At 68.0% G+C, this 22,018-nt stretch carries 19 protein-coding genes; 15 read left to right on the forward strand and 4 right to left on the reverse strand.

All coding sequences use genetic code 11. The annotated features are described in order from the left end of the window. The first annotated feature begins 136 nt into the window (after positions 1-136). The 3 genes from ACLIVD_RS11580 (at position 137) to phoU (ending at position 2,072) form a co-directional block, all read left to right on the forward strand. Positions 137-478, forward strand: coding sequence for a three-helix bundle dimerization domain-containing protein (locus ACLIVD_RS11580; RefSeq protein WP_491932491.1), 342 nt, complete (start codon positions 137-139; stop codon positions 476-478). 369 nt (positions 479-847) lie between these two features. Beyond that, positions 848-1,318, forward strand: coding sequence for a DUF7144 family membrane protein (locus ACLIVD_RS11585; protein WP_491932492.1), 471 nt, complete (start codon positions 848-850; stop codon positions 1,316-1,318). A gap of 106 nt (positions 1,319-1,424) precedes the next feature. Beyond that, positions 1,425-2,072: a phosphate signaling complex protein PhoU gene (gene phoU / locus ACLIVD_RS11590; protein WP_283332870.1), complete on the forward strand. Its 648-nt coding sequence runs from the start codon at positions 1,425-1,427 to the stop codon at positions 2,070-2,072. Positions 2,073-2,111: 39 nt separating this feature from the next. Here phoU and ACLIVD_RS11595 read toward each other — a convergent pair whose 3' ends face one another. Together ACLIVD_RS11595 and ACLIVD_RS11600 are read right to left on the reverse strand one after the other, a co-directional pair. Next, on the reverse strand, positions 2,112-2,453 hold the full coding sequence (locus ACLIVD_RS11595; RefSeq protein WP_283332871.1) for a WhiB family transcriptional regulator: 342 nt from the start codon (positions 2,451-2,453) through the stop codon (positions 2,112-2,114). A gap of 673 nt (positions 2,454-3,126) precedes the next feature. Further along, positions 3,127-4,251, reverse strand: coding sequence for a helix-turn-helix transcriptional regulator (locus ACLIVD_RS11600; RefSeq protein ID WP_283332872.1), 1,125 nt, complete (start codon positions 4,249-4,251; stop codon positions 3,127-3,129). A 107-nt stretch (positions 4,252-4,358) separates the two neighbouring features. Between ACLIVD_RS11600 and ACLIVD_RS11605 the strand changes: the two genes are divergently transcribed. Further along, positions 4,359-5,378 (forward strand): methyltransferase, encoded by a 1,020-nt coding sequence (locus ACLIVD_RS11605; protein ID WP_283332873.1) that lies wholly within the window; start codon positions 4,359-4,361, stop codon positions 5,376-5,378. Between the two features lie 27 nt (positions 5,379-5,405). Then, positions 5,406-6,533: a flavin-containing monooxygenase gene (locus ACLIVD_RS11610; RefSeq protein ID WP_283332874.1), complete on the forward strand. Its 1,128-nt coding sequence runs from the start codon at positions 5,406-5,408 to the stop codon at positions 6,531-6,533. 432 nt (positions 6,534-6,965) lie between these two features. Here the strand turns inward: ACLIVD_RS11610 and ACLIVD_RS11615 are convergent, their stop codons facing one another. Continuing rightward, entirely contained in the window at positions 6,966-7,556 is a 591-nt protein-coding gene (locus ACLIVD_RS11615) for a hypothetical protein (protein ID WP_283332875.1), read from the reverse strand. 156 nt (positions 7,557-7,712) lie between these two features. Here ACLIVD_RS11615 and pruA point away from each other — a divergent pair, with 156 nt between their 5' ends. The 10 genes from pruA to ACLIVD_RS11665 all read left to right on the forward strand — a co-directional run bounded on the left by pruA (position 7,713) and on the right by ACLIVD_RS11665 (position 20,614). Next, the gene (pruA, locus tag ACLIVD_RS11620; RefSeq protein WP_283332876.1) at positions 7,713-9,353 is read left to right on the forward strand and encodes an L-glutamate gamma-semialdehyde dehydrogenase; all 1,641 of its coding nucleotides are present in this window, start codon (positions 7,713-7,715) and stop codon (positions 9,351-9,353) included. Beyond that, positions 9,350-10,327: a proline dehydrogenase family protein gene (locus tag ACLIVD_RS11625; RefSeq protein ID WP_283332877.1), complete on the forward strand. Its 978-nt coding sequence runs from the start codon at positions 9,350-9,352 to the stop codon at positions 10,325-10,327. The genes pruA and ACLIVD_RS11625 overlap by 4 nt, the downstream gene beginning before the upstream one ends. 54 nt (positions 10,328-10,381) lie before the next feature. Beyond that, positions 10,382-11,041 (forward strand): rhomboid family intramembrane serine protease, encoded by a 660-nt coding sequence (locus tag ACLIVD_RS11630; protein WP_280785112.1) that lies wholly within the window; start codon positions 10,382-10,384, stop codon positions 11,039-11,041. A gap of 12 nt (positions 11,042-11,053) precedes the next feature. Next, the gene (locus tag ACLIVD_RS11635; RefSeq protein ID WP_283332878.1) at positions 11,054-12,454 is read left to right on the forward strand and encodes an acyl-CoA synthetase; all 1,401 of its coding nucleotides are present in this window, start codon (positions 11,054-11,056) and stop codon (positions 12,452-12,454) included. A 52-nt stretch (positions 12,455-12,506) separates the two neighbouring features. Further along, entirely contained in the window at positions 12,507-13,547 is a 1,041-nt protein-coding gene (gene curA / locus ACLIVD_RS11640; RefSeq protein WP_280785114.1) for an NADPH-dependent curcumin/dihydrocurcumin reductase, read from the forward strand. A 129-nt stretch (positions 13,548-13,676) separates the two neighbouring features. Then, positions 13,677-14,915, forward strand: coding sequence for a PucR family transcriptional regulator (locus ACLIVD_RS11645; RefSeq protein WP_280785115.1), 1,239 nt, complete (start codon positions 13,677-13,679; stop codon positions 14,913-14,915). Between the two features lie 134 nt (positions 14,916-15,049). Next, positions 15,050-16,702 carry a substrate-binding and VWA domain-containing protein gene (locus ACLIVD_RS11650; RefSeq protein WP_280785116.1) on the forward strand — a complete coding sequence of 551 codons (1,653 nt, stop codon included), beginning with the start codon at positions 15,050-15,052 and terminating at the stop codon, positions 16,700-16,702. An 87-nt stretch (positions 16,703-16,789) separates the two neighbouring features. Beyond that, positions 16,790-19,150, forward strand: coding sequence for an arylsulfatase (locus ACLIVD_RS11655; RefSeq protein WP_283332879.1), 2,361 nt, complete (start codon positions 16,790-16,792; stop codon positions 19,148-19,150). Between the two features lie 11 nt (positions 19,151-19,161). After that, on the forward strand, positions 19,162-20,091 hold the full coding sequence (locus ACLIVD_RS11660; protein WP_280785118.1) for an HAD family hydrolase: 930 nt from the start codon (positions 19,162-19,164) through the stop codon (positions 20,089-20,091). 109 nt (positions 20,092-20,200) lie between these two features. After that, the gene (locus ACLIVD_RS11665; RefSeq protein WP_011598031.1) at positions 20,201-20,614 is read left to right on the forward strand and encodes a DUF1622 domain-containing protein; all 414 of its coding nucleotides are present in this window, start codon (positions 20,201-20,203) and stop codon (positions 20,612-20,614) included. An 18-nt stretch (positions 20,615-20,632) separates the two neighbouring features. On the opposite strand, the gene ACLIVD_RS11670 is transcribed toward ACLIVD_RS11665, so the two are convergent. Further along, positions 20,633-21,997 carry an amino acid permease gene (locus ACLIVD_RS11670; RefSeq protein WP_280785119.1) on the reverse strand — a complete coding sequence of 455 codons (1,365 nt, stop codon included), beginning with the start codon at positions 21,995-21,997 and terminating at the stop codon, positions 20,633-20,635. Positions 21,998-22,018: the final 21 nt, after the last annotated feature.

Below are 22,018 nucleotides of genomic sequence, written 5' to 3' on the forward strand. Positions count from 1 at the left end.
CGGTACCGGAACCAGGCCGCGACGCGGTCGCCAATATCAGACTTGCATCGAGGATCCGTTTCACCACGCCGAACCCAGTGAAAAGTGATATCGAAAAGTGTCCCCGCCCGAGCGTCCGGGCAGGACAATTCTTCTCATGGACGACAACGAAAAACACGCCCTCGATGTCGTCCGCGCCCGGCTGTTCCAGCGCTACCCCGATCTCGAACCCGAGATAGTCGAGGATCTGATCGCGGCAACGCTTGACCGGTTCGACGGCTGCCGCGTCCGGGACTTCGTTCCCCTGCTGATCGAGCGGGCCACCACCCGCACACTCGACGCCACGTACAGCCGGACACCGGCGCCCCCGGAACCGATCCGAACCTCGGAACTTCCCGCCACCGCACACGCCGAACCGGCGGCACCGGCAGTGATCAGCAGCGGGAGAGTGCGCGGTGTGGGGGGTGCCTTCGCCCGTCGCGCACCCCGCCTGTCCTAATCATGTTCCATGAGGGGGCGAGGCCCAGGAGCGGGAATGCGAAGCCCCGCGCGCCATCTGGGGTCGGACGCCGAGAAGCTCACCCCAGAGCTCACCGCCACCATCACGCAGCAGCGGTGATCTGTCGCCGGCGATTTCTCGCGCTCTACTGTGAAGCCACAGTGCCGGTGACCCGCACAAACACATCCCAGTCCGCACAAACAAACAAATACAAGACCGACCAACCGACCCAGCTGGCCGGATTCCCAGTCATCCGGCGAAGATGGTCACCCGGACCCTCCAGCCGGAATCCGGGTTCTCCCGCGAACGGAGCACGCGGCGGCGGACAATCGTCGTACCGACACATCGAAGCTTCGGGGAGGACCAGACATGTCCGATCGCAGCGTGGGGGTGGGCCCAGCGTCCGAGTACCCCTCGACCAAACAGAGTTTCGCGGCCGGCACGTCGATGTTCGCGGCCATCATCATGGTCACCGTTGGCTTCATCCAGTTCTGCCAGGGCATCGCCGCGGTCGCCGACGACGAAGTGTTCGTCCGCGGGATCGACTACGTCTACAAGTTCGACCTCACCACCTGGGGCTGGATCCACCTCGTCCTCGGCGCCCTCGTCGCGATCGTGGGACTCGCCCTGTTCACCGGCGCCGGGTGGGCGAGGGTGTCGGCTGTCATCGTCGCCGCGATCTCGATTCTGGCGAACTTCCTGTGGCTGCCCTACTACCCGGCGTGGTCACTGCTGATCATCGCCCTCGACGTCGTCGTCATCTGGGCCGTGTCGACGTGGAACCCGGACCAGGATCTGCGAGACGGGAGCTTCCGCAGTACCGGCACTCCCACACGGTAATTCCGGTCGGCATCATGGTCGGACCGGACCCGTCATCGACGAGCGATCTTCCGTGCGGATCGCCCAGCAGGTCGTTAGCCGCTGCGGATACCCCAGGATGATGCCGATGCGGTTGAAGTTTCACGAACAGCTCGACGACCTGACCAACCGGCTGGCGCTGATGTGCCACCTCGCCGGTGAGGCCATCGAGTCGGCCACCGACGCCCTGGTCCGGGCCGATCTTCCGCGGGCCGAGCGGGTCCTCGACCTCACCGAGCAGATCGAGCGGTTACACGGTCCGTGTGAGGAGCAGGCGATGGCGTTGCTGGCGTTGCAGGCCCCCGTCGCCCGGGACCTGCGCCAGGTCGTCACCGGGGTGCATTTGGTGTCGGATCTGAGCCGGATGGGCGGGCTGGCGCAGCATGTGGCCGAGAGTGTGCGCCGCCGGCACCCGAACCACGTCACCTCGGGGGAGACGGAAGAAATCCTGAACCGGATGGGGCGAGCGGCGACCGCGTTGGCGGGCCTGGCCGAACAGGTCCTGCGCACCCATGATCCCGAGCTGGCCGCCGAGCTCGGCAGACGCGACGACGAACTCGACGACCTGCACCGACGACTGCTCACGCTGCTCGAGGATCCGGCCTGGTCCGGCAGCATCCCGGCCGCGGTCGATGTCACCTTGTTGGGGCGTTTCTACGAACGTTTCGGTGACCACACCGTCGTGGTCGGGCGCCGGGTGATCTTCCTCGTCACCGGCGAACCCCTGAGCCCGTAGACCGGCGCACTCGGGTCGCCACCGTGGACCGCGACGGGCCTACTGCATGCTCGCGGCGCGGCGCTGCTGGCGAGCGTATCGGCGTCGCTCGGTCTCGCTCATCCCGCCCCGGGTGCCATACGGTTCGGGAGCGGACAGGGCGTAGTCGCGGCAGAGAGTGAGCGCCGGGCAGCTCGCGCAGAGCCGCTTCGCTTCGGCTTCCCGGCGGGCGCGGTCGAGTCCGCGTTCCTTGTCGGGAGAAAAGAAGATCGCCGCGTCGACGCCCTGGCACGCTGCCCGGGCACCCCACTCGGCGACGAGCGGACCAGGGGGGTCGGTGCGCCGCGGATCGCGACCATCGGGGTGCACGGGCGGTGGAACAGGGCACGGTAGCGATGCCATGGGAAGGGGGCCTCCGGACGGACATCCCGGGGAACCGTCGCAGGGTGACGTGTGGCGATCAAACCTGGACTCGTTCCGCCGGGGCGAAGAATTACCAGGGCACTACCCGACCTCGCCGTGCCCGCACTCCGTTCTGCCGTCTCCGGCGCGCGAAGGGCCAGTGAGTCGCCAGAGAGGGACAGTCATCGATGGCACATCGCCCCTGACAGCGCCAGATGAACTGAAAGTGGGGCGCCAAACGCGTCCGGAAAACGATCCATTGTCGACACCGCCTCTGACCGGCGGATTCGGCACGTCGGAGGCGCGAAAACCTGTGTCGAGAAACTGGGTCGAAAACCCTAGCCCACTGCACTTTTCGACAAGCTGATGGCTGTGACTCACGGCGATAGGTGGCATTGATTTCGCGGCTTTATATGGCGCTGCCTGCCGGACTCGCGGAGCCTCCGTTGGTCGTGTGAATTGGGATTGGGCTTGCAGGACGAATGGAGGGAATCGGGGCCACCTCCGTTCGCTGCGGCGGCGACAGAATGTGCGAGGGGCACCTTCCTGGTCGACGGCACACTGTCGGTGAGCGCCGGCGTCGTGGAAGGAGAGATGGTTCGGGCGGTGAACCTTCTTGGTTGGCGCGCCATTGGTCGTGAAGCAGATACGCACAGCTGAGAGTTCGGCGAATTCAGTTGATGCCCTTCGCCCACCATCCGGATGGCGGGGATGCCGCAAGCTCCCAGCGTGGCGCGTAGTGCTCGAGGAATATCTGCCCCACCAGTTCCCCGCGGCTGCGCACCCCGGTCTTGTCGAAGATCGACTTCATGTGGTCTTGAATTGTGTAGACGGATAACGACATTGCGTGCGCCATCTCCCTTGTCGATCGCCCTTGGATGCACAGCGCAGTGAGATGGCATTCGCGTTGGGACAGTCCGTAGGCCATGGCAATGACGGGCGCGATCTCATGCGGCGTCGCGGGTTGGATGATGACGGCGGTGCGTCCGTCTTCGACGCCGGAAAGCCTGGTCCCGTACAGCAACAGCCACGCGCCGGATCGCGTGCGTACCCGCGAGCGCGCGGCAAGTTCCAGCGGATCGGTGCCCGGTTCGATCGCCCGCGCCCGGGCCGCGATGGCCTGCACGACCTTCGATTCGAACGGCGTCGACGGCGCCGGGACCTCGACAATGTCGTCGATCCAGCGTTCCGCGGCGGGTGAGACCGATTCCGGGTTGCCCGCGGCGTCGAAGACCACCACGCCGGGGCCGTAGTCCACGGTCGTCACGGCGGCCTCGACCTCGTGGAGCATCGAACGTCGCAGACCGGTCGCGAGCGCGGGCGCCAGCGCGGCGATTGCGCGGACGTGCTCGGCGGTGTACCACGGCGCGCCCGCATCGCGCAGGAATGCCGCTGCACCCCAATAGACCCCGTCCGACACCAGGGAGACCCGCAGCTCGTCGCCGATTCCGTACGCCTCGTGCGAACGGTGCCGTGCACTGCGGGACAAGTCTCCGTGGGTATCCAGACTAAGTGCACCCGCCAGGCGGCCACTGTGCGCAAGAAACGCCCACTTGTCGACGTCCTCGACCTCGTATTCGTAGTGCGCCAACCAGGATCCGGAGCACCCAACGTTCCGGTTGACGCTGCCGGTGAACAGGATGGTGCCCGGGTCGACGGTGTGCCAGCAGCAGCGGTCATGTGGGATCACCGTGCGCAGGGCCTCGCTCATTCGCGCGCTGTACCCCACCCAGTCCAGCTGGTCGGCGGCGGCACGCGAGATTTGATCGCGGACGCGTGGCAGCGAGCTCTGCGCCATGCCCGAAGTGTATCGCAGCAGGTCAGGGCTGCCTACCCCAGAAATCTGGGTGAATTGCCCAGGATTCAGGGATATGACGCAGAACCGACAACGACGACGCTGGTTTCATGACGATGACAGCCCGTACCTCCGCCGAAACCGACCACGACCTGCCTGACCCGGAGCCGATCATGCAGCTGGCGTCCGGGTTCATGGCCGCCAAACACCTCTTCGCCGCCAGCGAACTCGGTTTGTTCGAGGCGTTGGGCGAGGGCCCCACCGACCTGCATGGCCTGGCCGCCCGCACCGGGCTTACTGCCCGAGCCACCCGGATCAGCGCCGACGCCATGGTCGCGCTGGGTATGCTCGAACGCCGAGACGAACAGTATGTCAATACCGAGACGGCGGCCGCGTTCCTCGCCGGCGGATCGCCCGCCGACCTGCGTCCGCTGCTGCGGTTCTGGGACAAGATCAGCTTCCCGGCGTGGGAAGACCTGGCCGACGCACTCGCCCGCGGGCCGAAACGCCAGATCTTCGACCTCGACGCCGCCGTGCAACCCATCGCCTCGATCGGTATCGAGGCGTTTTCGGCCGGCCCCTCGCTCGCCCTGCCGGACACGGTCGATCTGTTCGGTAGTCATCAACTCCTCGACATCGGCGGCGGCACCGGCTCCTGGTCCATCGCGGTGGCGCGCCACTGCCCGCAACTGAGCGCGACCGTGTTCGAGCTGCCGGCGGTTGCCCAGACCGCGCAGGACCGCATCACGTCGGTCGGGCTGGCGGGGCGAATCGACGTATGCGCCGGCGACGCGATGGCCGACCCGCTGCCCGCTGGATACGACGCCTTCCTGGTCGCGAACCTGGTGCATTACTGGTCGCCGGAGCAGAATTATGCTCTGCTACAACGCATTCGCGACGTCGCCGCACCCGGCGCCACGCTGCTGATTGCCGACTTCTGGACCGACCCCACCCACACCCAGCCGGTCGCGGCGGCCCTGATGGCGGGCGAATTCGCGGTCCACCTCGAACACGGCGACGTCTACAGCGTCGGAGAAGGCATCGCCTGGCTGCAGGACACTGGCTGGCGCTACCGCGACCACCGCTCGCTCACCGGCCCGATGAGCGTCATTGTCGCTGAAACCGCATGAAACAAGACAACACCCAAGGAGCACACGATGAGTGAGCATCCAGTCGCAATCGTCGGTGCCGGCACCTCCGGGGTCTCGGCGGCGGTGGCCCTCGCCGACCGTGGCATCAACCCGTTGCTGATCGACCGAGCCGACCAAGTCGGTTCGTCGTGGCACTCTCGTTATGACCGGCTGCGACTGAACACCGGCAGGCAGTTCTCCCACCTGCCGAACCGCCCCTACCCCAAGGGCACACCGACCTTTCCCACGCGGGAACAGGTGATCGAGCATCTCGAGCGGCACGCACGTGCGGACGGGATCGAGCTGCGCCTGGGCTGCCCGGTGGAACGGCTCGACCTAACGGACGGGCACTGGCGGTTGACCACCGCTGCCGGTTCGGTCGACGCTGCCGAGGTGGTGGTCGCGACCGGCTTCGATCATGAGCCCTTCGTCCCGGACTGGCCCGGACGCGGGGACTGGCGGGGTGCACTGGTTCATTCCTCGCAGTACCGGAATCCCTCGCAGTACAACGGGAAACGGGTCCTCGTGGTGGGAGCGGGCTGCTCGGGCATGGAAATTGCCTACGACCTCGCCACCGGAGGCGCGGCAAAGGTCTGGCTTTCGGCTCGCACGCCGCCGAACATCATGCTCCGCCAGGGACCTGGTGGCATGCCGGGAGACTTCATCGCGACGCCGCTCTACCATGCCCCGGTCCCTATCGCGGACGCAATCGCTCGGTTCGGCCGGGAGAGGAGCATCGGCGACCTGCGCGAGTTCGGATTGCCGATCCCCGACGAGGGGATCTTCGCCCGCAGCGCGCGCCTCGGCGTGGCACCGGCGATCGTCGACAAGGAGCTCGTCGCCGCGATCCGAGACAGGTCCATCGAGGTCGTTCGCGGAGTCGAGTCACTCGACGCGGACAGCGTGTGGCTGGTGGACGGTGTGCGAATCGACCCGGAGGCGATGGTCTGCGCGACGGGGTTCCGCCAGGAACTCGAAAAGCTGGTCGGGCACCTCGGCGTACTGGACGAGCGAGGTTGGCCGCACGCCACCGGTGAAAAGCCGGCCGCCGAGAGGTTGCGTTTCATCGGGTTCGTGCCCAGGCCGTCGCAGATCGGGTTCGCGGCGAAGCAGGCTCGCCGCGCGGCCCGAGCGATCGCGCGGGAACTGCGGTGAGCGTCGGCGGTAGGATTCTCCCGCCCTGCCCCGGCGCTGGCTACGCACGGGTCTCCAGCGCAGACCAGAACCCTGACCACCGCACCGAATACCACCTGCGGCGGCAAACCTCGCCAGCCTCCCCGGTGCTGTGCGACGTGCGGAGCCGTGTGGCGCTGGGGGGAACCGCGCAATCCTGAACGGCACCCTGGCCGCACTCGACCGGGGGTGCGGGAACTGGCTGGGCGAGCGGCGCGGGTGCCGTCCCGTCATGGCCCGGTTCGGTGGCCGAGGGCACTGGGACGGGTGCTGTCACCGGGGCCGGTATGGGCACCGCAGGAGCCGCCGCCGCGGGATCCGCCGGAGGATCGGGATCTCAGCAGGTAGATCACCGGGTGCAGAATTTGCGGGGCCGGGGCAGGGGCCTGAGCGGCGTTCTTAGCGTCTACAGTCCTACGCGACGTCCGGTCGGTAGCCGGCTGCGAGGGCGGCGACGGTGGACGGCGGTGTCAGGACGGTGGCGGTGCCGGTCGGCCGGTTCGCCGGAGTCCCGTATCCCTCGGCCGACCAGGGGACGACCGTGTCACCCAGCACGACCGCGGGTCCGCCGTCGAACAGCGCGAAGGCCCCGTCGGGCAACGACGACCACGCGGCCTCGTGCATGCGCTGGTGGGAACCGGCCAGCCGTTCTCCGTGCAGCCGGGCGTCCATCTGGTCCGCGCCCGGCAGCCCACCCCCGTGGGCCGACTGCCACGCGAGACGAAAGTCGTTGTACCGCTCGCGTCGGCAGAGGGCGCACGGCCGGTGCCCGGCCGCGAGGGCCACCGCCTCGTCGTGGAAGAAGAGGACGGTGTAGTGGCCGTCGCTCCACTGGGCGACGGTGCGGGCCGGGTAGTCGGTGACGCAGATGATCCACCGCTTGCCCGCATGGTTGCGCACGACGGTGTGCCCCCGGTGCAGGCAGCCCCGGTTTCCCATGAACCGGCCGCGGAGTGGAATCGCGACGATCTCGGATCGGGGTGACACGCGATTCCGTTCGGCCATGTGCCGATGGTAGCCAGCCGACCCGCGCGTCAAAACCGGATGAGTACCCCCGTCCGGCGCTAACCTGGGCTCAAGGGTTCCGCTCGGACGGGTGTCCCCGTCCGCCCGCGGTCCCGGTCACAGTTCCTCACGATCTGAGGGCAGGAGGCAGGCAGCATGGACGCCATCACCCAGGTTCCGGTGCCCACCAACGAGCCGGTCCACACGTACGCGCCGGGCAATCCCGAACGTTCCCGAGTGCAATCGGCACTCACCGACATCGCCACCAATCCCGTCGACATCCCGCACGTGATCGGTGGCAAACACCGGCACGGCAACGGCGAGCGCGTCGACGTCGTGCAACCCCACCGGCACGCCGCCGTGCTCGGCACGCTGCGCAGCGCCACCCACGACGACGCGTCGGCGGCGGTCGAGGCGGCCACGGCCGCGGCACCGGACTGGCGGGCGCTCTCGTTCGACGACCGGGCCGCGGTCATCCTGCGCGCCGCCGACCTGCTGTCCGGGCCGTGGCGCGAAACGCTCGCCGCGGCGACGATGCTCGGCCAGTCGAAGTCGGTCCAGCAGGCGGAGATCGACGCGCCGTGCGAACTGATCGACTTCTGGCGCTTCAACGTTCACTTCGCACGCCAGATCCTCGCCGACCAGCCGATCTCCTCACCCGGGGTGTGGAACCGGCTCGAATACCGTCCGCTCGAGGGGTTCGTCTACGCCATCACGCCGTTCAACTTCAGCGCGATCGCGGGGAACCTGCCGACCGCGCCCGCGTTGATGGGCAACACGGTGATCTGGAAGCCGTCGTCGACGCAGACCGTCGCCGCGTACTGGACCATCAAACTGCTCGAGGCGGCGGGAATGCCGCCGGGTGTGATCAATCTGCTCACCGGCAGCGGGCAGGCGGTCTCGGAAGTGCTGCTGAGCGACCCCCGCCTCGCGGGCATCCACTTCACCGGTTCGACCCGGACGTTCCAGCATCTGTGGAGCGAGGTGGGCGCGAACATCGGGAAGTACGCCGGCTACCCCCGACTGGTGGGGGAGACCGGCGGCAAGGACTTCGTGGTCGCGCACGCCTCGGCCGACGAGGACGTGCTGCGGACGGCGCTGATCCGCGGCGCGTTCGAATACCAGGGCCAGAAGTGTTCGGCCGCCTCCCGCGCCTACGTCCCGAAGTCGCTGTGGCGGCGGATGCGGGACACGTTCACCGCGGAAGTCGACGCCCTCACCTACGGTGACGTGACGGATCTGGAGAACTTCGGCGGGGCCCTCATCGACCGCCGCGCCTACGACAAGAACGTCGCGGCCATCGAACGCGCCCGCAGCGCCACCGGTCTCGAGATCGCCGTCGGCGGCAAGTACGACGACAGCGTCGGCTACTTCGTCCGCCCCACCGTGCTCCTCGCGGACGATCCCGCCGACGAGGCGATGACCACCGAGTACTTCGGTCCGATCCTGACGGTGCACGTGTACGACGACTCGGCGCCGAACGCGTTCGCCGACGTGCTCGGCAAGGTCGACTCGGCGGCCCCGTACGCGCTGACCGGCGCGGTGATCGCCGACGACCGCCAGGCCGTCGAGCAGGCAACGTCTGCTCTCCGGTTCACCGCCGGCAACTTCTACGTCAACGACAAGCCGACCGGTGCCGTCGTCGGGCAGCAGCCGTTCGGCGGGGCCCGCGCCTCGGGCACGAACGACAAGGCCGGGTCCAAGCTCAACCTGCTGCGGTGGGTGTCGGCCCGCACCATCAAGGAGACGTTCGTCCCGGCCACCGACTACCGATATCCGCACATGGGGTCGGAATGAAAGCGCCCACCGTTCTGGCGAATCCGCTGCGCCCGGCGATCCTCGCGGCCGCCCGGTCGTCCCGCGTCAAACGGGCGGTCACCGGCGCCCCCGTCACCCGGAAACTCGTCGACCGCTTCGTCGCCGGGGAGAACCGGGAGTCGGCGCTCGCAGCCGTCCGGGAGATCCTCGATTCGGGCCGGTCGGTGTCGATCGACTTCCTCGGTGAAGACACGCGTGACGCGGCGGGAGCCCAGGCGACGGTCGACGAATATCTGGCGCTCGTAGCCGATCTCGGTGCGCTACCGGAAGCAGCGGAAGGGACTTCGGGTGTTCGCCGCCTCGAGGTGTCGATGAAACTGTCGGCGCTCGGGCTGGCACTGGCCGGCGACGGTCGCAGGATCGCCACCGACAACGCCCGCACGATCTGCGCCGCCGCGGAGGCGGCGGGGGTGTGGGTGACCGTGGACGCCGAAGACCACACGACCACCGATTCGACGCTGGCGATCGTGCGCGAACTCCGCAACGACTACCCCTGGCTCGGTGCGGTGGTGCAGTCGTATCTGCGACGCACCGAGGACGACTGCCGCGCCCTCGCCGGCCCCGGGTCGAGGGTCCGGCTCTGCAAGGGGGCGTACCGGGAACCCGAGTCCGAGGCCTTCCAGGACCGCGCTGCCGTGGACGCGTCATATCTGCGTTGCCTGGGGATCCTCATGGACGGGTCCGGGTACCCAATGGTGGCCTCGCACGATCCGGCCGTCATCGACGCGGTCGCCCCGCTGGTCGGGCGCACCGGCCGCGCCGCGGACGCCTACGAGCACCAGATGCTGTTCGGGATCCGGGACGTCGAGCAGCGTCGGCTCGCGAACGAGGACAAGCAGGTTCGGGTGTACGTGCCGTACGGAAGTCAGTGGTACGCGTACTTCATGCGGCGACTGGCCGAGCGTCCCTCGAACCTGCGGTTCTTCCTGCGCTCGGTCGTCACCCGGGACTGACCGGCGCGGTCGCGGATCGGTTCCCGTGGGGGTGCGTCGTTGTAGAGTTTCGCGGTGACGACTTCAGGCGGGGGATGGGCCAGCGCGGTCCTCTTCGCCGTCGTTCTCGTCCTCGCGACGCTGCTCGGTTCGACGCGCATCGGCGAGGTCCGACTCACCCGTCCGCCGCGCACCGCGGTGGTGCTGTGGTTGCTGATCGCCGTGCCGTCGCTGCTGCAGATCGTCGTCCCCGCCATCCTCGACGCCCTCGAGCGTGACCCCACCCAGATCCGGGACCACCAGTGGTGGCGGATCGTCACGTCGGTTGCGGTGCAGGACGGGGGACTGGCCGGAACCGCGGTAAATCTGCTCGTTCTCGCGTGGGTGGCCCCGCTCGCGGTCCGGGTCTGGGGAGGAGTGCGGGCCGTCCTGCTGTTAGTGGCGAGCCAGATCATCTTCGGCCTGTTCACCGCGTTCCTGTTCCCGTCGCCCGGGGCGGGCAACTCGGGTGCCACACTCGCGCTGGCCGCGTCCCTCGCCGGTCTGGTGGTGATGCAGTCCAAGGAGTGGCGAGCACTCGCCGCGAGCGGCGGCATCGTCGTCGCCGGTGTCCTGCTGCTGGTCGTCGACGACGCCCACGGACTGGCTGTTCTCACCGGGGCGCTGCTGGGTGCGGCACTGGCCACCGTCAGTCCGCCACCGGGAGACCCACCGGACCACGTCCGGACCCTGTGAGAAGCTGTCGATGTGCTGCTGCGATCTCTGAATCCTCTGGCCGTCGCCCAGGGCGACGACATTCCCGACGCCATCCGGATCGGCGACGCCACCCTGTCGCGCGGCGACGTGCTCGGTGCGGCGACGTCCGTGGCCGAGCGTGTGGCACGCGCGGATCGGGTCGCGATCCTCGCCACCCCCACCGTCACCACCGTCCTCGCGGTCGTGGGCTGCCTCATCGCCGGTGTGACCGCGGTGCCGGTGCCGCCCGATTCCGGCCCCGCCGAACTCGAGCACATCCTGCGCGATTCCGGTGCGCAGGCGTGGCTCGGCGAGGCGCCCGCGGACACGGTGGGGCTGCCCGTCGTCCCGGTCCGCGTCCATGCCCGGTCGTGGCACAGCTACCCGGAACCGCCCGAGTCGGGCATCGCGTTCGTGCTCTACACGTCCGGCACCACGGGACCGCCCAAGGGAGTCCTGATCAGCAGGAAGGCCATCGCCGCCGGCCTCGACGCCCTCGCCGACGCCTGGCAGTGGACCGGCAACGACACACTGGTGCAGGGACTTCCGCTGTTCCACGTCCACGGTCTCATCCTGGGTGTGCTGGGACCGTTGCGTATCGGCAGCCGTCTCGTCCACACGGTCAAGCCCACCCCTGCGGCCTACGCCGCCGCACACGGAACGATGTATTTCGGTGTCCCCACGGTGTGGGGTCGCATCGCCGACGACCCGGAGTCGGCGCGCGCGCTGTCGGGTGCGCGACTGCTGGTGTCGGGCAGCGCCCCGCTGCCCGTGCCGGTGTTCGAGAAGTTGCACGAGCTGACCGGGCTCGCACCGATCGAGCGGTACGGCATGAGCGAGACGATGCTCACGCTCAGCACCAGGGCCGACGGCGAGCGTCGCCCGGGGTGGGTCGGTGTGCCGGTCCGCGGCGTCGAGACCCGGCTGCGCGACGAGCGCGGCGGCGACGTCCCCCACGACGGCGAATCCATCGGCGGACTGCAGGTGCGCGGCCCGATGCTCTTCGACGGCTATCTCGGTAAGCCCGACGCGACGGCCGAATCCTTCACGGACGACGGCTTCTTCAAGACCGGCGACGTCGCCGTCATCGACCCGGACGGGTTCCACCGCATCGTCGGCCGCGAATCCACAGACCTCATCAAGTCGGGCGGATTCCGGGTCGGGGCGGGGGAGGTGGAGACGTCTCTCCTCGGCCACCCGAGTGTGCGGGAAGCCGCGGTGGTCGGCCTTCCCGACCCGGACCTCGGGCAGCGGCTCGTGGCCTTCGTGGTGGGGGACGACGTCTCGGAAACCGAGCTGATCGAGCACGTGGCCACCGAACTGTCGGTGCACAAGCGGCCCCGCGAGATCCGTGTCGTCGAGTCGCTTCCGCGGAACGCGATGGGCAAGGTGCAGAAGAAGCAACTGTTCTGAAATCGGTAGGCTGGCGAACGATACCGGCCCGACACGGATTGGCAGGCGCACAGTGAGTGTGGAGAGCATCGTTCAGAGCACCCGAATCGTCCTCGCGTCACGGCCGGACGGTGCGCCGACCGCCGACAACTTCCGGCTCGAGGCGGTAAACCTGCCCGAACCCGCTGACGGTCAGGTGCTGGTCCGCGTCATCTACCTGTCCCTCGACCCGTACATGCGCGGCCGGATGAGTGCGGCGGAGTCCTACGCCGACCCGGTCGAGATCGACGAGGTCATGGTCGGTGGCACCGTCGGGCAGGTGGTCGATTCCCGGCACCCGGATTTCGCAACCGGTGACTACGTTCTCGGATACGCGGGCTGGCAGTCGCACGCCGTGGTCGACGGCAACCAACTCCGCGCACTCGACCGCGACGCTGCGCCGTTGTCGACCGCCGTCGGAGTTCTCGGCATGCCCGGCTTCACCGCGTACGCCGGTCTGTTGAAGATCGGGCAACCGGAGGCAGGCGAGACGGTGGTCGTCGCGGCGGCCAGCGGTCCGGTCGGCTCGGCGGTGGGGCAGATCGCGAAACTGAAGGGCGCCCGGGCCGTCGGGATCGCGGGCGGACCGGAAAAGTGTGCCTACCTGCTGGACGAACTCGGATTCGACGCCGCCGTCGACCACCGGTCCCCGAACTTCGCCGAGGAACTGCGCGCCGCGTGCCCCGACGGCATCGACGTCTACTTCGAGAACGTCGGCGGTGCGGTGGCCGCAGCCGTGCTGCCGCTGCTCAACCTGTATGCGCGAGTTCCCGTGTGCGGCCTGATCGCGCAGTACAACGACACCGAGACGCCCGAGGGGCCGGATCGGCTGCCCGGCTTCTTCACCCGGGTTCTGGTCAAGAGCCTCACGATCCGCGGATTCATCCAGCGCGAGTTCGTCTCCGAGATGTACGCGGACTTCCAGCGAGATGTGTCCGGGTGGATCCGGGAGGGGCGATTCGCCTACCGCGAGGACATCGTCGACGGCCTCGAGAATGCGCCCGCGGCGTTCATCGGTCTGCTCCGGGGCAGCAACTTCGGCAAGCTGGTGGTCCGGGTCGCCGAGGAGAATTGACCGACCGTATTCGCCCTGGACAGGGCGCTGTCGTGATACAACGGTGACAGAAGCGAACCCTCGTTATGTTTGCGTGATGTCGATGGTGCGGGAGTTCGGTGTCATCCACATAGGGGAGTGATCAGATCTATGACGAATCATAGTTCGGGGGCCGGTTCGCAAATCCTCGTCGATGGCAGGCCCGCCTCCGCCCCGCTGCGCGACACGCTGACGGTCGCGCAGAAGCTGGTCCGGCATTTCGCCGACAACGTGACCCCCTGCGGTTCGCTGCCCGGCGAACAACTGCAGAGCGACGTCATGGATTTCACGATCGTCTGCCTCGGTCTCGGTATCCAGATGCTCGACGAGGGCATCAGCCCGACGGACGAGGACCTCGCGGAGGTGCGCAACAGTTCCGCGCGCTGGGCCCGCGAGGGGTTCCCGTTGAAGCTCGTGCTCCGGATCCTCCACGAAGGCATCCAGGAGGCCGGCGACCTCGTCGCCTCGAACGCCCGCACGGAAGACCTGCCCGAACTCCTGGTCATCCAGAAGGTGATGTTCACGCTCCTCGAATGCGTGACCGTCGCCGCGACGACCAGCTACGTGGAAGAACTCGAAGCCGTCAACAGCGAACGCGACGGTGCCGCGGTCAACCTCGTCACGGCGCTGCTCAGCGGCCGAAAGGCGGCGACCGCCGCACGGCACGCGGGTGTGGAGCTGGCCGACGAGTACGTGGTGCTGGGGCTGTCGATTCCGTCGCATCCCACGGAGGCCGTGACCCACCGGCGCAAAGCCGTCGTCGCCCGGCAGAAACTCCGCCGGTTGCAGATCGAGCTGGCGGACGCTGCGGGTGGTGCCGCCCTCTGTTCGCTGAGCCCGGACGGCGGAACACTGTTGCTGCCGGGCTCGCCCGAGCGGGCCTGGATGGTGTCGCTGCTCGACCGCATCGGAGCCGCCGCCGGCGTTCCCCTCACCGCGACAGCGACGCGGGTCCGCACCGCCGGTATCCCCGCCGCCGCGGACCAGGTCCACGAACTCCTCGACCTCGCCCACCAGCTGGCGCTGGAACCGGGCCTCTACGAGATGGACGATCTGGCGCTCGAATACCAGCTCACCAGGCCCGGGCCCGGCCGGACCCACCTGGCGCGGCTTCTCGAACCGTTGCAGGGCTCACCCGAACTGATCGAGACGCTCGAGGTGCACATCGGCCACGATCTCAATCGGCAGCGCACCGCGAAACAGATGCACCTTCACACCAATACGGTGGACTACCGTCTCAAGCGGGTGGCGCAGCTGACGGGCTGCGATCCGACCCGCCCGTCCGGGCTGCGGCAGATCCAGGCCGCGCTCGTCGCCCGCCGGCTCGAGGTCGCGCAACCCGATCGCTGACGTCACCCTGTTTCGGCCGCCCGCCACTGGCGCAGCGTCGTACGCTGCACCGTTCGCTACGATGTGGGCCGGATCATATTCGGTCCGGGTGTGTCGGTGGTCGTCTCGTGACCGAAATGTTAGGGAGGCAGGCGATGGCCGGAGGGCGTCATTCGAGCGCGGGGCAGGAACGCGGTGGTCGCTCGCCCGGGTTCTACGCGGTGTGCGCCGCTGTCGTGCTCGGGCTCGTGGCCTCCGTGGTCGTCGTCGTTCACGCGGTGCGCTCCTGGGCCGACGACTGCGATCAGGTCACCGACTACACCCTCGCCGCCGACCCGAGCATCGTGCCCGCCCTGAGCAGCATTCTCGGCGAAGCGAAGGACACCGACCTGGGCTGCGCGAACGTCGCCGTCAGCGCCGCGACGTCCGGCGACGTCGCGGGACGACTCGGCAAGGGAACCGACGCCCCGGACCTCTGGATCCCCGACACCGGCGCCTGGGTGGGCAAGGCGGCGCTCACCGCGGCCGGTCCGGTCGAGGTGATGACGGGGTCGATCGCATCCTCGCCCGTTGTCCTGGCCTCCCGCGAGGAGGACGTCCCCACGTCGCCGACGTGGCTCGCCGCCCTCCAGATCAAGGACATCCAGCTGGGCAACCCCCTCGTGACCGGGGTCGCGCAGGCTCCGATCAACGCGGCACTCGCCGAGGGTCAGGCCGACCCCGTGTCCGCGGGGACGGTGCGGGCCGCGCTGGTCCCGCTCGCGCAGGAGGAGAGTGCACGTACCGCGGACGAGCCCATCGGCGAGGAGATGCTGCAGGGAGTCGTCGACAACGGCGGAGTCGCCGTGGCCACCGAACAGTCCGTGCTCGAATTCTCCGATGGCGACGGCGACGGCGCGCGCACGCTCACCGCGACGGTGCCCCCGACGGGCAGCAATTTCATGAACTTCCCGCTCGTGGTCACCTCGCCCGCCCCCGACCGGCACTACAGGGCCACCCAGGTCGCACGTGCCGTCGCCGCTGTTCTGGGCGGTGAGGATGCCCGTGCGGTACTCGCGGAGAACGGATTCCGCGGACCCGACGGAAGCCCGCCGGCCGACGGCCGCGGCGTCGGGAGGATCACCAAGCTCGGGCTCGAGGACGAGTCGGCGCTACAGGACGCCCTCGGCGGGTGGGCGTTGATGGCGTTGCCCATCCGCACACTCGTCGCGATCGACGTGTCGGGGTCGATGGAGACACCCGCAGGCAGCCGGTCGCGCATGGACCTCACAGTCGATGCGGCGCTCGCCGGCAATGCGATGTTCCCGGACAGCGTGTCCGCCGGCCTGTGGGCGTTCTCGCAGGGGCTCGGTGGGGGACCGCAGGACTACAAGGAGATGGTCCCGATCCGCCGCTACGACACGGTGGTCGACGGCCTCACACAGCGCCAGCTGATGGCGCAGCAGGCGGGGAAGGTCGACGGGCTGATCGGCGGCGGTACCGGCCTGTACGACACGACGCTCGCCGCGTTCCGGACGGTGCAGGAGACGTACGACCCGCGCGCCGTGAACAGTGTGATCATCCTGACCGACGGTGCCAACGAGGATCCGGACTCCATCACGAAGGAACAGCTTCTGAGCATCCTGCAGCGCGAGATGGATCCCGCCCGGCCCGTCATCATCGTGACGATCGGCATCACCGGCGACGCCGATGCGGCCACACTCGCCGAGATCTCGCGGGTCTCCGGAGGGTCGAGCTACGTCGCGAAGGATCCCGCCGACATCGCCAACGTGTTCGTCAACGCGCTGGCGGCGCGCGGTCGCAGCTAGCGGAATACTGTTCCGGCGCACTAGCCATCCATCGGTCGACAGTGCTTGGGTGAAAGGGGGGAGTCGGACCCATTCGAGGAGCTCGTCATGGCCAAGCCGTTCAGAGGTGTCGTCAATCTCGATATTCGGGACTCGATCCCGGATTGGGGTCCCTACGAGCAGCCGAAGGCGCCGCCCGGTTCGCCGAACATCCTCTACATCGTGCTCGACGACGTCGGTTTCGGAGCGATGGGCTGCTACGGCGGGCCGATCGAGACCCCGAACATCGACCGGATCGCCGCAAACGGTCTGCGGTACGGGCAGTGGCACACCACCGCCCTGTGTTCCCCGACGCGATCCTGCCTGCTGACGGGGCGTAACCACACCACCAACGGGATGGCCTGCATCAGTGAGTGTGCTGTCGGATTCCCCGGTGGGAACGGGCACATCCCTCCCGAGTGCGCCACCCTCGCCGAGATCCTGGTCGAGCAGGGCTTTTCCACCGCGATGGTCGGCAAGTGGCACCTGTGCGCCGAGGACGAGATGAACCTGGCGTCGACGAAACGGAACTGGCCGGTCGGCCGCGGCTTCGAACGGTTCTACGGCTTCCTCGGCGCGGAGACGAACCAGTGGTATCCGGATCTCGTGCACGACAACCATCCCGTCGAGCAGCCCGCCACCCCGGAGCAGGGCTACCACTTCAGCGTCGACATCACCGACCACGCGCTCGACTACCTCGGCGATGTCAAGGCGATTGCCCCGGACCGGCCGGTGTTCCTGTACTACGCACCCGGCTGCGCGCATGCCCCGCACCACGTGCCCCAGGAGTGGGCCGACCGCTACCGCGGCAGGTTCGACGACGGATACGAAGCGATGCGCGAGCGGACCCTGACCCGGCAGAAGGAGATGGGCCTCGTACCTCCGGACACCGAATTGCCGCCGCTCAACCCGATCGGCACCCCCGACACCCGCACCGGACCCGACGGCAAGCCGTTCCCACCGCTGGACTTCACCCGCCCCTGGGACACCCTGTCCGACGACGAAAAACGGCTTTTCGCGCGGATGGCGGAGGTGTACGCCGGTTTCCTCTCTCATTGCGATGACCAGATCGGCCGGCTGCTGGCCTACCTCGAGGAGATGGAGCAGCTCGACAACACCATCATCGTGGTGGTCTCGGACAACGGTGCCAGCGGCGAGGGCGGCCCGAACGGGTCGGTCAACGAGAACAAGATCGCCAACAGCGTGCCGGACGATCTCGCCGAGAATCTGGCCAAGCTGGACCAGCTCGGCGGCACCGAGACCTACAACCACTACCCGAACGGGTGGGCGATGGCCTTCAACACCCCGTTCAAGATGTGGAAACGCTACTCGTTCAACGGCGGCACCAGCGATCCGTGCATTTTGTCGTGGCCGGCCGGGATCGAGGCCCGCGGCGAGACCCGCGACCAGTACCACCACGCCATCGACATCGTGCCGACTCTGCTCGACTGCCTCGGTGTCGAACTCCCCGAGACGGTGAAGGGGTACACCCAGCACCCGATCCAGGGCGTGAGTATGCGCTACAGCTTCGACGCCGCGACCATCCCCACCGCCAAGCACACCCAGTTCTATTCGATGCTCGGCGGGCGGGGCATCTGGCACGACGGCTGGAAGGCCGTCACCACCCACCCGACACTGAGCGGGTGGAGCCGTTTCCCGGAGGACACCTGGGAGCTGTACCACACCCAGGTGGACCGCGCCGAACTCCACGACCTCGCCGCCGAGGAACCCGGCCAACTCGCCGAGCTCGTCGGGCTGTGGTTCCACGAGGCCGGCGCGAACCAGGCGTTGCCGCTCGACGACCGCTCGCCCGTCGAACTCCTCACCACCCCACGCCCGCAGCTCGCGCCCCCGCGCAACCGCTACGTCTACCGGCCCGGCGGCGCGGAGGTACCGGAGGCGGTGGCGGTCAACCTCCGTAACCGCTCCTACTCGATCGGGGCACTCGTCGACCTCCCCGAACCCGGTGCCTCGGGGGTGCTGTTCTCGCACGGCGGCCGGTTCGGTGGGCACGCGCTGTACGTCAAGGATAACCGGCTGCACTACGTGTACAACTTCCTCGGCAGCGATCAGCAGAAGATCGATGCGACGGAGGATTTGCCAACCGGGGAGAACCTCATCCTGGCCGCGTCGTTCGAGAAGGACGGTGAGGACCCGCCCGGGACCGCCCACGGGGTCCTGAGCCTGTACTACGGCGACCGCAAGGTCGGCGAGGGCCGAATCCGAACGCAGCCCGGCAAATTCAGCATCGGCGGTGGTGAGGGTCTCAATGCCGGCCGGGACAGCGGCGAACCCGTCACCGACGACTACCCGGGTTCGTCGCCGTGGGCCTTCACCGGTGGGACGTTGAACCGAATCGCGATCGACGTCAGCGGCGAACCGTTCGTCGACCTCGAACGCGAAGCCGCGGCCATGCTCTCTCGCGAGTGAGCGGAAGCGCCGTGACAGAACCTCTTCCGAGCTGGCGTGAGGGTGACGGCAAGACCGCGATCCTGGGATTCGTCGGGCGGGTGACGGCGCAGGACGTCCCGGTGGAGGATCGGATCGCGGTCTTCGACAACGACGGCACACTGTGGTGTGAGAAGCCGATGCCCATTCAGCTCGACTTCATCCTGCGCCGTCTCGTCGTCATGGCCGAGCACGATGAGGATCTTCGCACCCGCCAGCCCTGGCAGGCCGCCTACACGCAGGACTACGGCTGGTTGAACGACGTCATCACGCGGCACTACAACGGCGACGACAGCGGCGTGAGAGAACTCGCCGCCGGTGTGCTGACCGGTTTCGCCGACGTGACCGTGGAGGAGTTCGAGGCCGGGGCGGACCAGTTCCTGCGCACCGCCCGGCATCCGACCCTCGACCGGAACTACCTGGCGTGCAGTTACGCACCGATGGTGGAGTTGCTCGACTACCTGGCCGTCAACGGGTTCCGCAACTACATCGTGTCCGGCGGTGGCCGCGATTTCATGCGGCCGATCAGTCACGACGTGTACGGCATTCCGCGGCAGCGGGTCATCGGCAGCGGGGTGTCATTGGCCTGGCAGCACGACGGCAGCAGCGGCGCGATCGTCCGCAGAGCCGAGGCGGACGTCCTCGACGACGGCCCCGAGAAGCCGGTGCAGATCTGGAACCGGATCGGCAGGCGACCCCTGCTGGCGGCGGGAAACAGCAACGGCGACATCCCGATGCTGCAATTCGCGGAGGCACCGGACCGGCCGTCGCTGCGGTTACTGCTGCGCCACGACGACGCCGCCCGCGAGTTCGACTACGTCGCGGGCGCCGAGGAGGCGCTCGAACTGGCCGGCACCCACGACTGGACCGTCGTCAGTATCGAAAACGACTGGGCAACGGTGTTCCCGCCGCAACTCGAATAGTCCGAGGAATCCTCGTGGGTTCGCCGCGAATCGGGGAATCGACGCCTAGCGTGTTGCATGGAACGACCGGGCCTCGACTGCGAACACCCTCCCGAAGAGGAACACTCCCATGGACACTGTCAGGTTCTTCGAACTCGCAACGGAAGTGTTCGAAGTGCTCGGTGTCCTCGCGATGGTTGTCGGGTTCCTCTTCGCCTTCTTCCTCGCGGTCCGCGCGTGGAGGCGGACCGGGGACGGTGCTCAGGCGTTCAAGACCCTGCGGGAGTCGCTGGGAGGCGCGATCCTGCTCGGCCTGGAATTGCTCGTCGCGGCAGACATCGTCAAGACGGTCACCTCGACACCGTCGCTGACCGACGCCGCCGTCCTGGGAGTGATCGTGCTGATCCGCACCGTGCTGAGCCTGTCCATCGAGATCGAAATCGACGGTGTCGCACCGTGGCGGAAGGCGTTCGTGACCGGACCGCAGGTGCTCGCCCATGCGGCGCGCTCGTCCGCGGGACAGGAGCCGAGTTCGGGCCGGTGAGTCGCCGGCCCGAACCGGTCACACCGTCTGCGACCGCTTGCGCAGCCGGGTGTTGAGCACACCGAGCGCCGCGATGACGAGGAACAGGACGCACGTCGAGATCAGCTGGGTGCGGGCATCGGAGTCGAAGAGCATGAGCACGACGAAACCGCCGAGCATTGCGAGCGTGAGGTAGCTGAGCCACGGGAACAACCACATCCGCACGGTCAGCTTGCCCTCGCGTTCGAGCCGCGGGCGCAGCCGCAGATGCGAGACGACGATGAAGATCCAGATGACCAGGAGCGCCGAGCCGACGGCGTTCAGGAGAAGTCCCAGGAGGTCGTCGGGCAGCCACCAGTTGAGCAGGACGCTGACGAAACCGAAGAACACCGATAGCAGCACCGCGTTGAGGGGCACCCCGGAATTCGAGATCCGGGCCATGAACGCGGGACCGTCGCCGCGCCGGGACAGTGAGTACGCCATCCGCGACGTGCCGTAGATGTTGGCGTTGAACGCCGACAACAACGCGACCACGACCACCAGTTCCATGAACCCGGCCACGTACGGGATGTGCGCCTGGTTGAGGACGGCCACGAACGGTCCGCTCTTGAGGTCCGAGGAATCCCAGGGAAGGACGAGGACCATGATCGAGATCGAGCCGAGGTAGAAGACGCTGATACGCCAGACGACGCTGCGCACCGCCACGGCGATGGAGCGTTCGGGGTCCTCGGATTCGGCGGCGGCGATGGTCACGATCTCGATGCCGCCGAACGCGAACGCCACGACCAGCAGTCCCGCGGCGACCCCGGCGAAGCCCTCGGGCATGAAGCCGCCGTGGCCGAAGAGGTTGGTGGTGCCCACCGGTTCGGTGTCCGGCAGCAGGCCGAACACCAGCAGCACGCCGATCACCAGGAACGCGATGATGACGGTCACCTTGATGGCCGCGAACCAGAACTCGAACTCACCGAAGTTGCTGACCTTCGCGAGGTTGACCGCCGCGAAGAAGATCACGAACACGAGGGCGACGACCCACTGCGGAACACCCGGTAGCCAGCCGCTCACGATGCCGGAGGCGCCGGTGATCTCGGCGCCGAGCACCATGATCAGCATGAACCAGTAGAGCCAGCCCATCACGAATCCGGCCCATTCGCCGATGCCGATCCGCGCGTAGTGCGAGAAGGATCCGCTGGCGGGGATCGCCGCTCCCATCTCGCCGAGCATGCGCATCACGAAGACGACGATGATGCCGGCGAGCAGGTAGGAGACGAGGACGGCGGGACCGGCGGTCGCGATACCGACACCGGTGCCGAGGAACAGTCCGGCACCGATCGCGGAACCGAGGCCCATCATCGTGAGGTGACGGACCTTCAGGCCCCGGCCCAGGGTGCTGGTCGAGTCGGTCATGGTGTCGGGTGTTCGCGTACC

Source organism: Rhodococcus sp. G6(2025), assembly GCF_058628105.1.

Coding starts and splice junctions, on each gene's coding strand:
- pruA (WP_283332876.1), top strand. CDS start 7,713: ATGGACGCCATCACCCAGGTTCCGGTGCCCACCAACGAGCCGGTCCAC.
- ACLIVD_RS11655 (WP_283332879.1), top strand. CDS start 16,790: ATGGCCAAGCCGTTCAGAGGTGTCGTCAATCTCGATATTCGGGACTCG.
- ACLIVD_RS11645 (WP_280785115.1), top strand. CDS start 13,677: ATGACGAATCATAGTTCGGGGGCCGGTTCGCAAATCCTCGTCGATGGC.
- ACLIVD_RS11610 (WP_283332874.1), top strand. CDS start 5,406: ATGAGTGAGCATCCAGTCGCAATCGTCGGTGCCGGCACCTCCGGGGTC.
- ACLIVD_RS11595 (WP_283332871.1), bottom strand. CDS start 2,453: ATGGCATCGCTACCGTGCCCTGTTCCACCGCCCGTGCACCCCGATGGT.
- ACLIVD_RS11615 (WP_283332875.1), bottom strand. CDS start 7,556: ATGGCCGAACGGAATCGCGTGTCACCCCGATCCGAGATCGTCGCGATT.
- ACLIVD_RS11605 (WP_283332873.1), top strand. CDS start 4,359: ATGACGATGACAGCCCGTACCTCCGCCGAAACCGACCACGACCTGCCT.
- ACLIVD_RS11650 (WP_280785116.1), top strand. CDS start 15,050: ATGGCCGGAGGGCGTCATTCGAGCGCGGGGCAGGAACGCGGTGGTCGC.
- ACLIVD_RS11580 (WP_491932491.1), top strand. CDS start 137: ATGGACGACAACGAAAAACACGCCCTCGATGTCGTCCGCGCCCGGCTG.
- ACLIVD_RS11625 (WP_283332877.1), top strand. CDS start 9,350: ATGAAAGCGCCCACCGTTCTGGCGAATCCGCTGCGCCCGGCGATCCTC.
- ACLIVD_RS11600 (WP_283332872.1), bottom strand. CDS start 4,251: ATGGCGCAGAGCTCGCTGCCACGCGTCCGCGATCAAATCTCGCGTGCC.
- phoU (WP_283332870.1), top strand. CDS start 1,425: ATGCGGTTGAAGTTTCACGAACAGCTCGACGACCTGACCAACCGGCTG.
- ACLIVD_RS11665 (WP_011598031.1), top strand. CDS start 20,201: ATGGACACTGTCAGGTTCTTCGAACTCGCAACGGAAGTGTTCGAAGTG.
- ACLIVD_RS11670 (WP_280785119.1), bottom strand. CDS start 21,997: ATGACCGACTCGACCAGCACCCTGGGCCGGGGCCTGAAGGTCCGTCAC.
- ACLIVD_RS11585 (WP_491932492.1), top strand. CDS start 848: ATGTCCGATCGCAGCGTGGGGGTGGGCCCAGCGTCCGAGTACCCCTCG.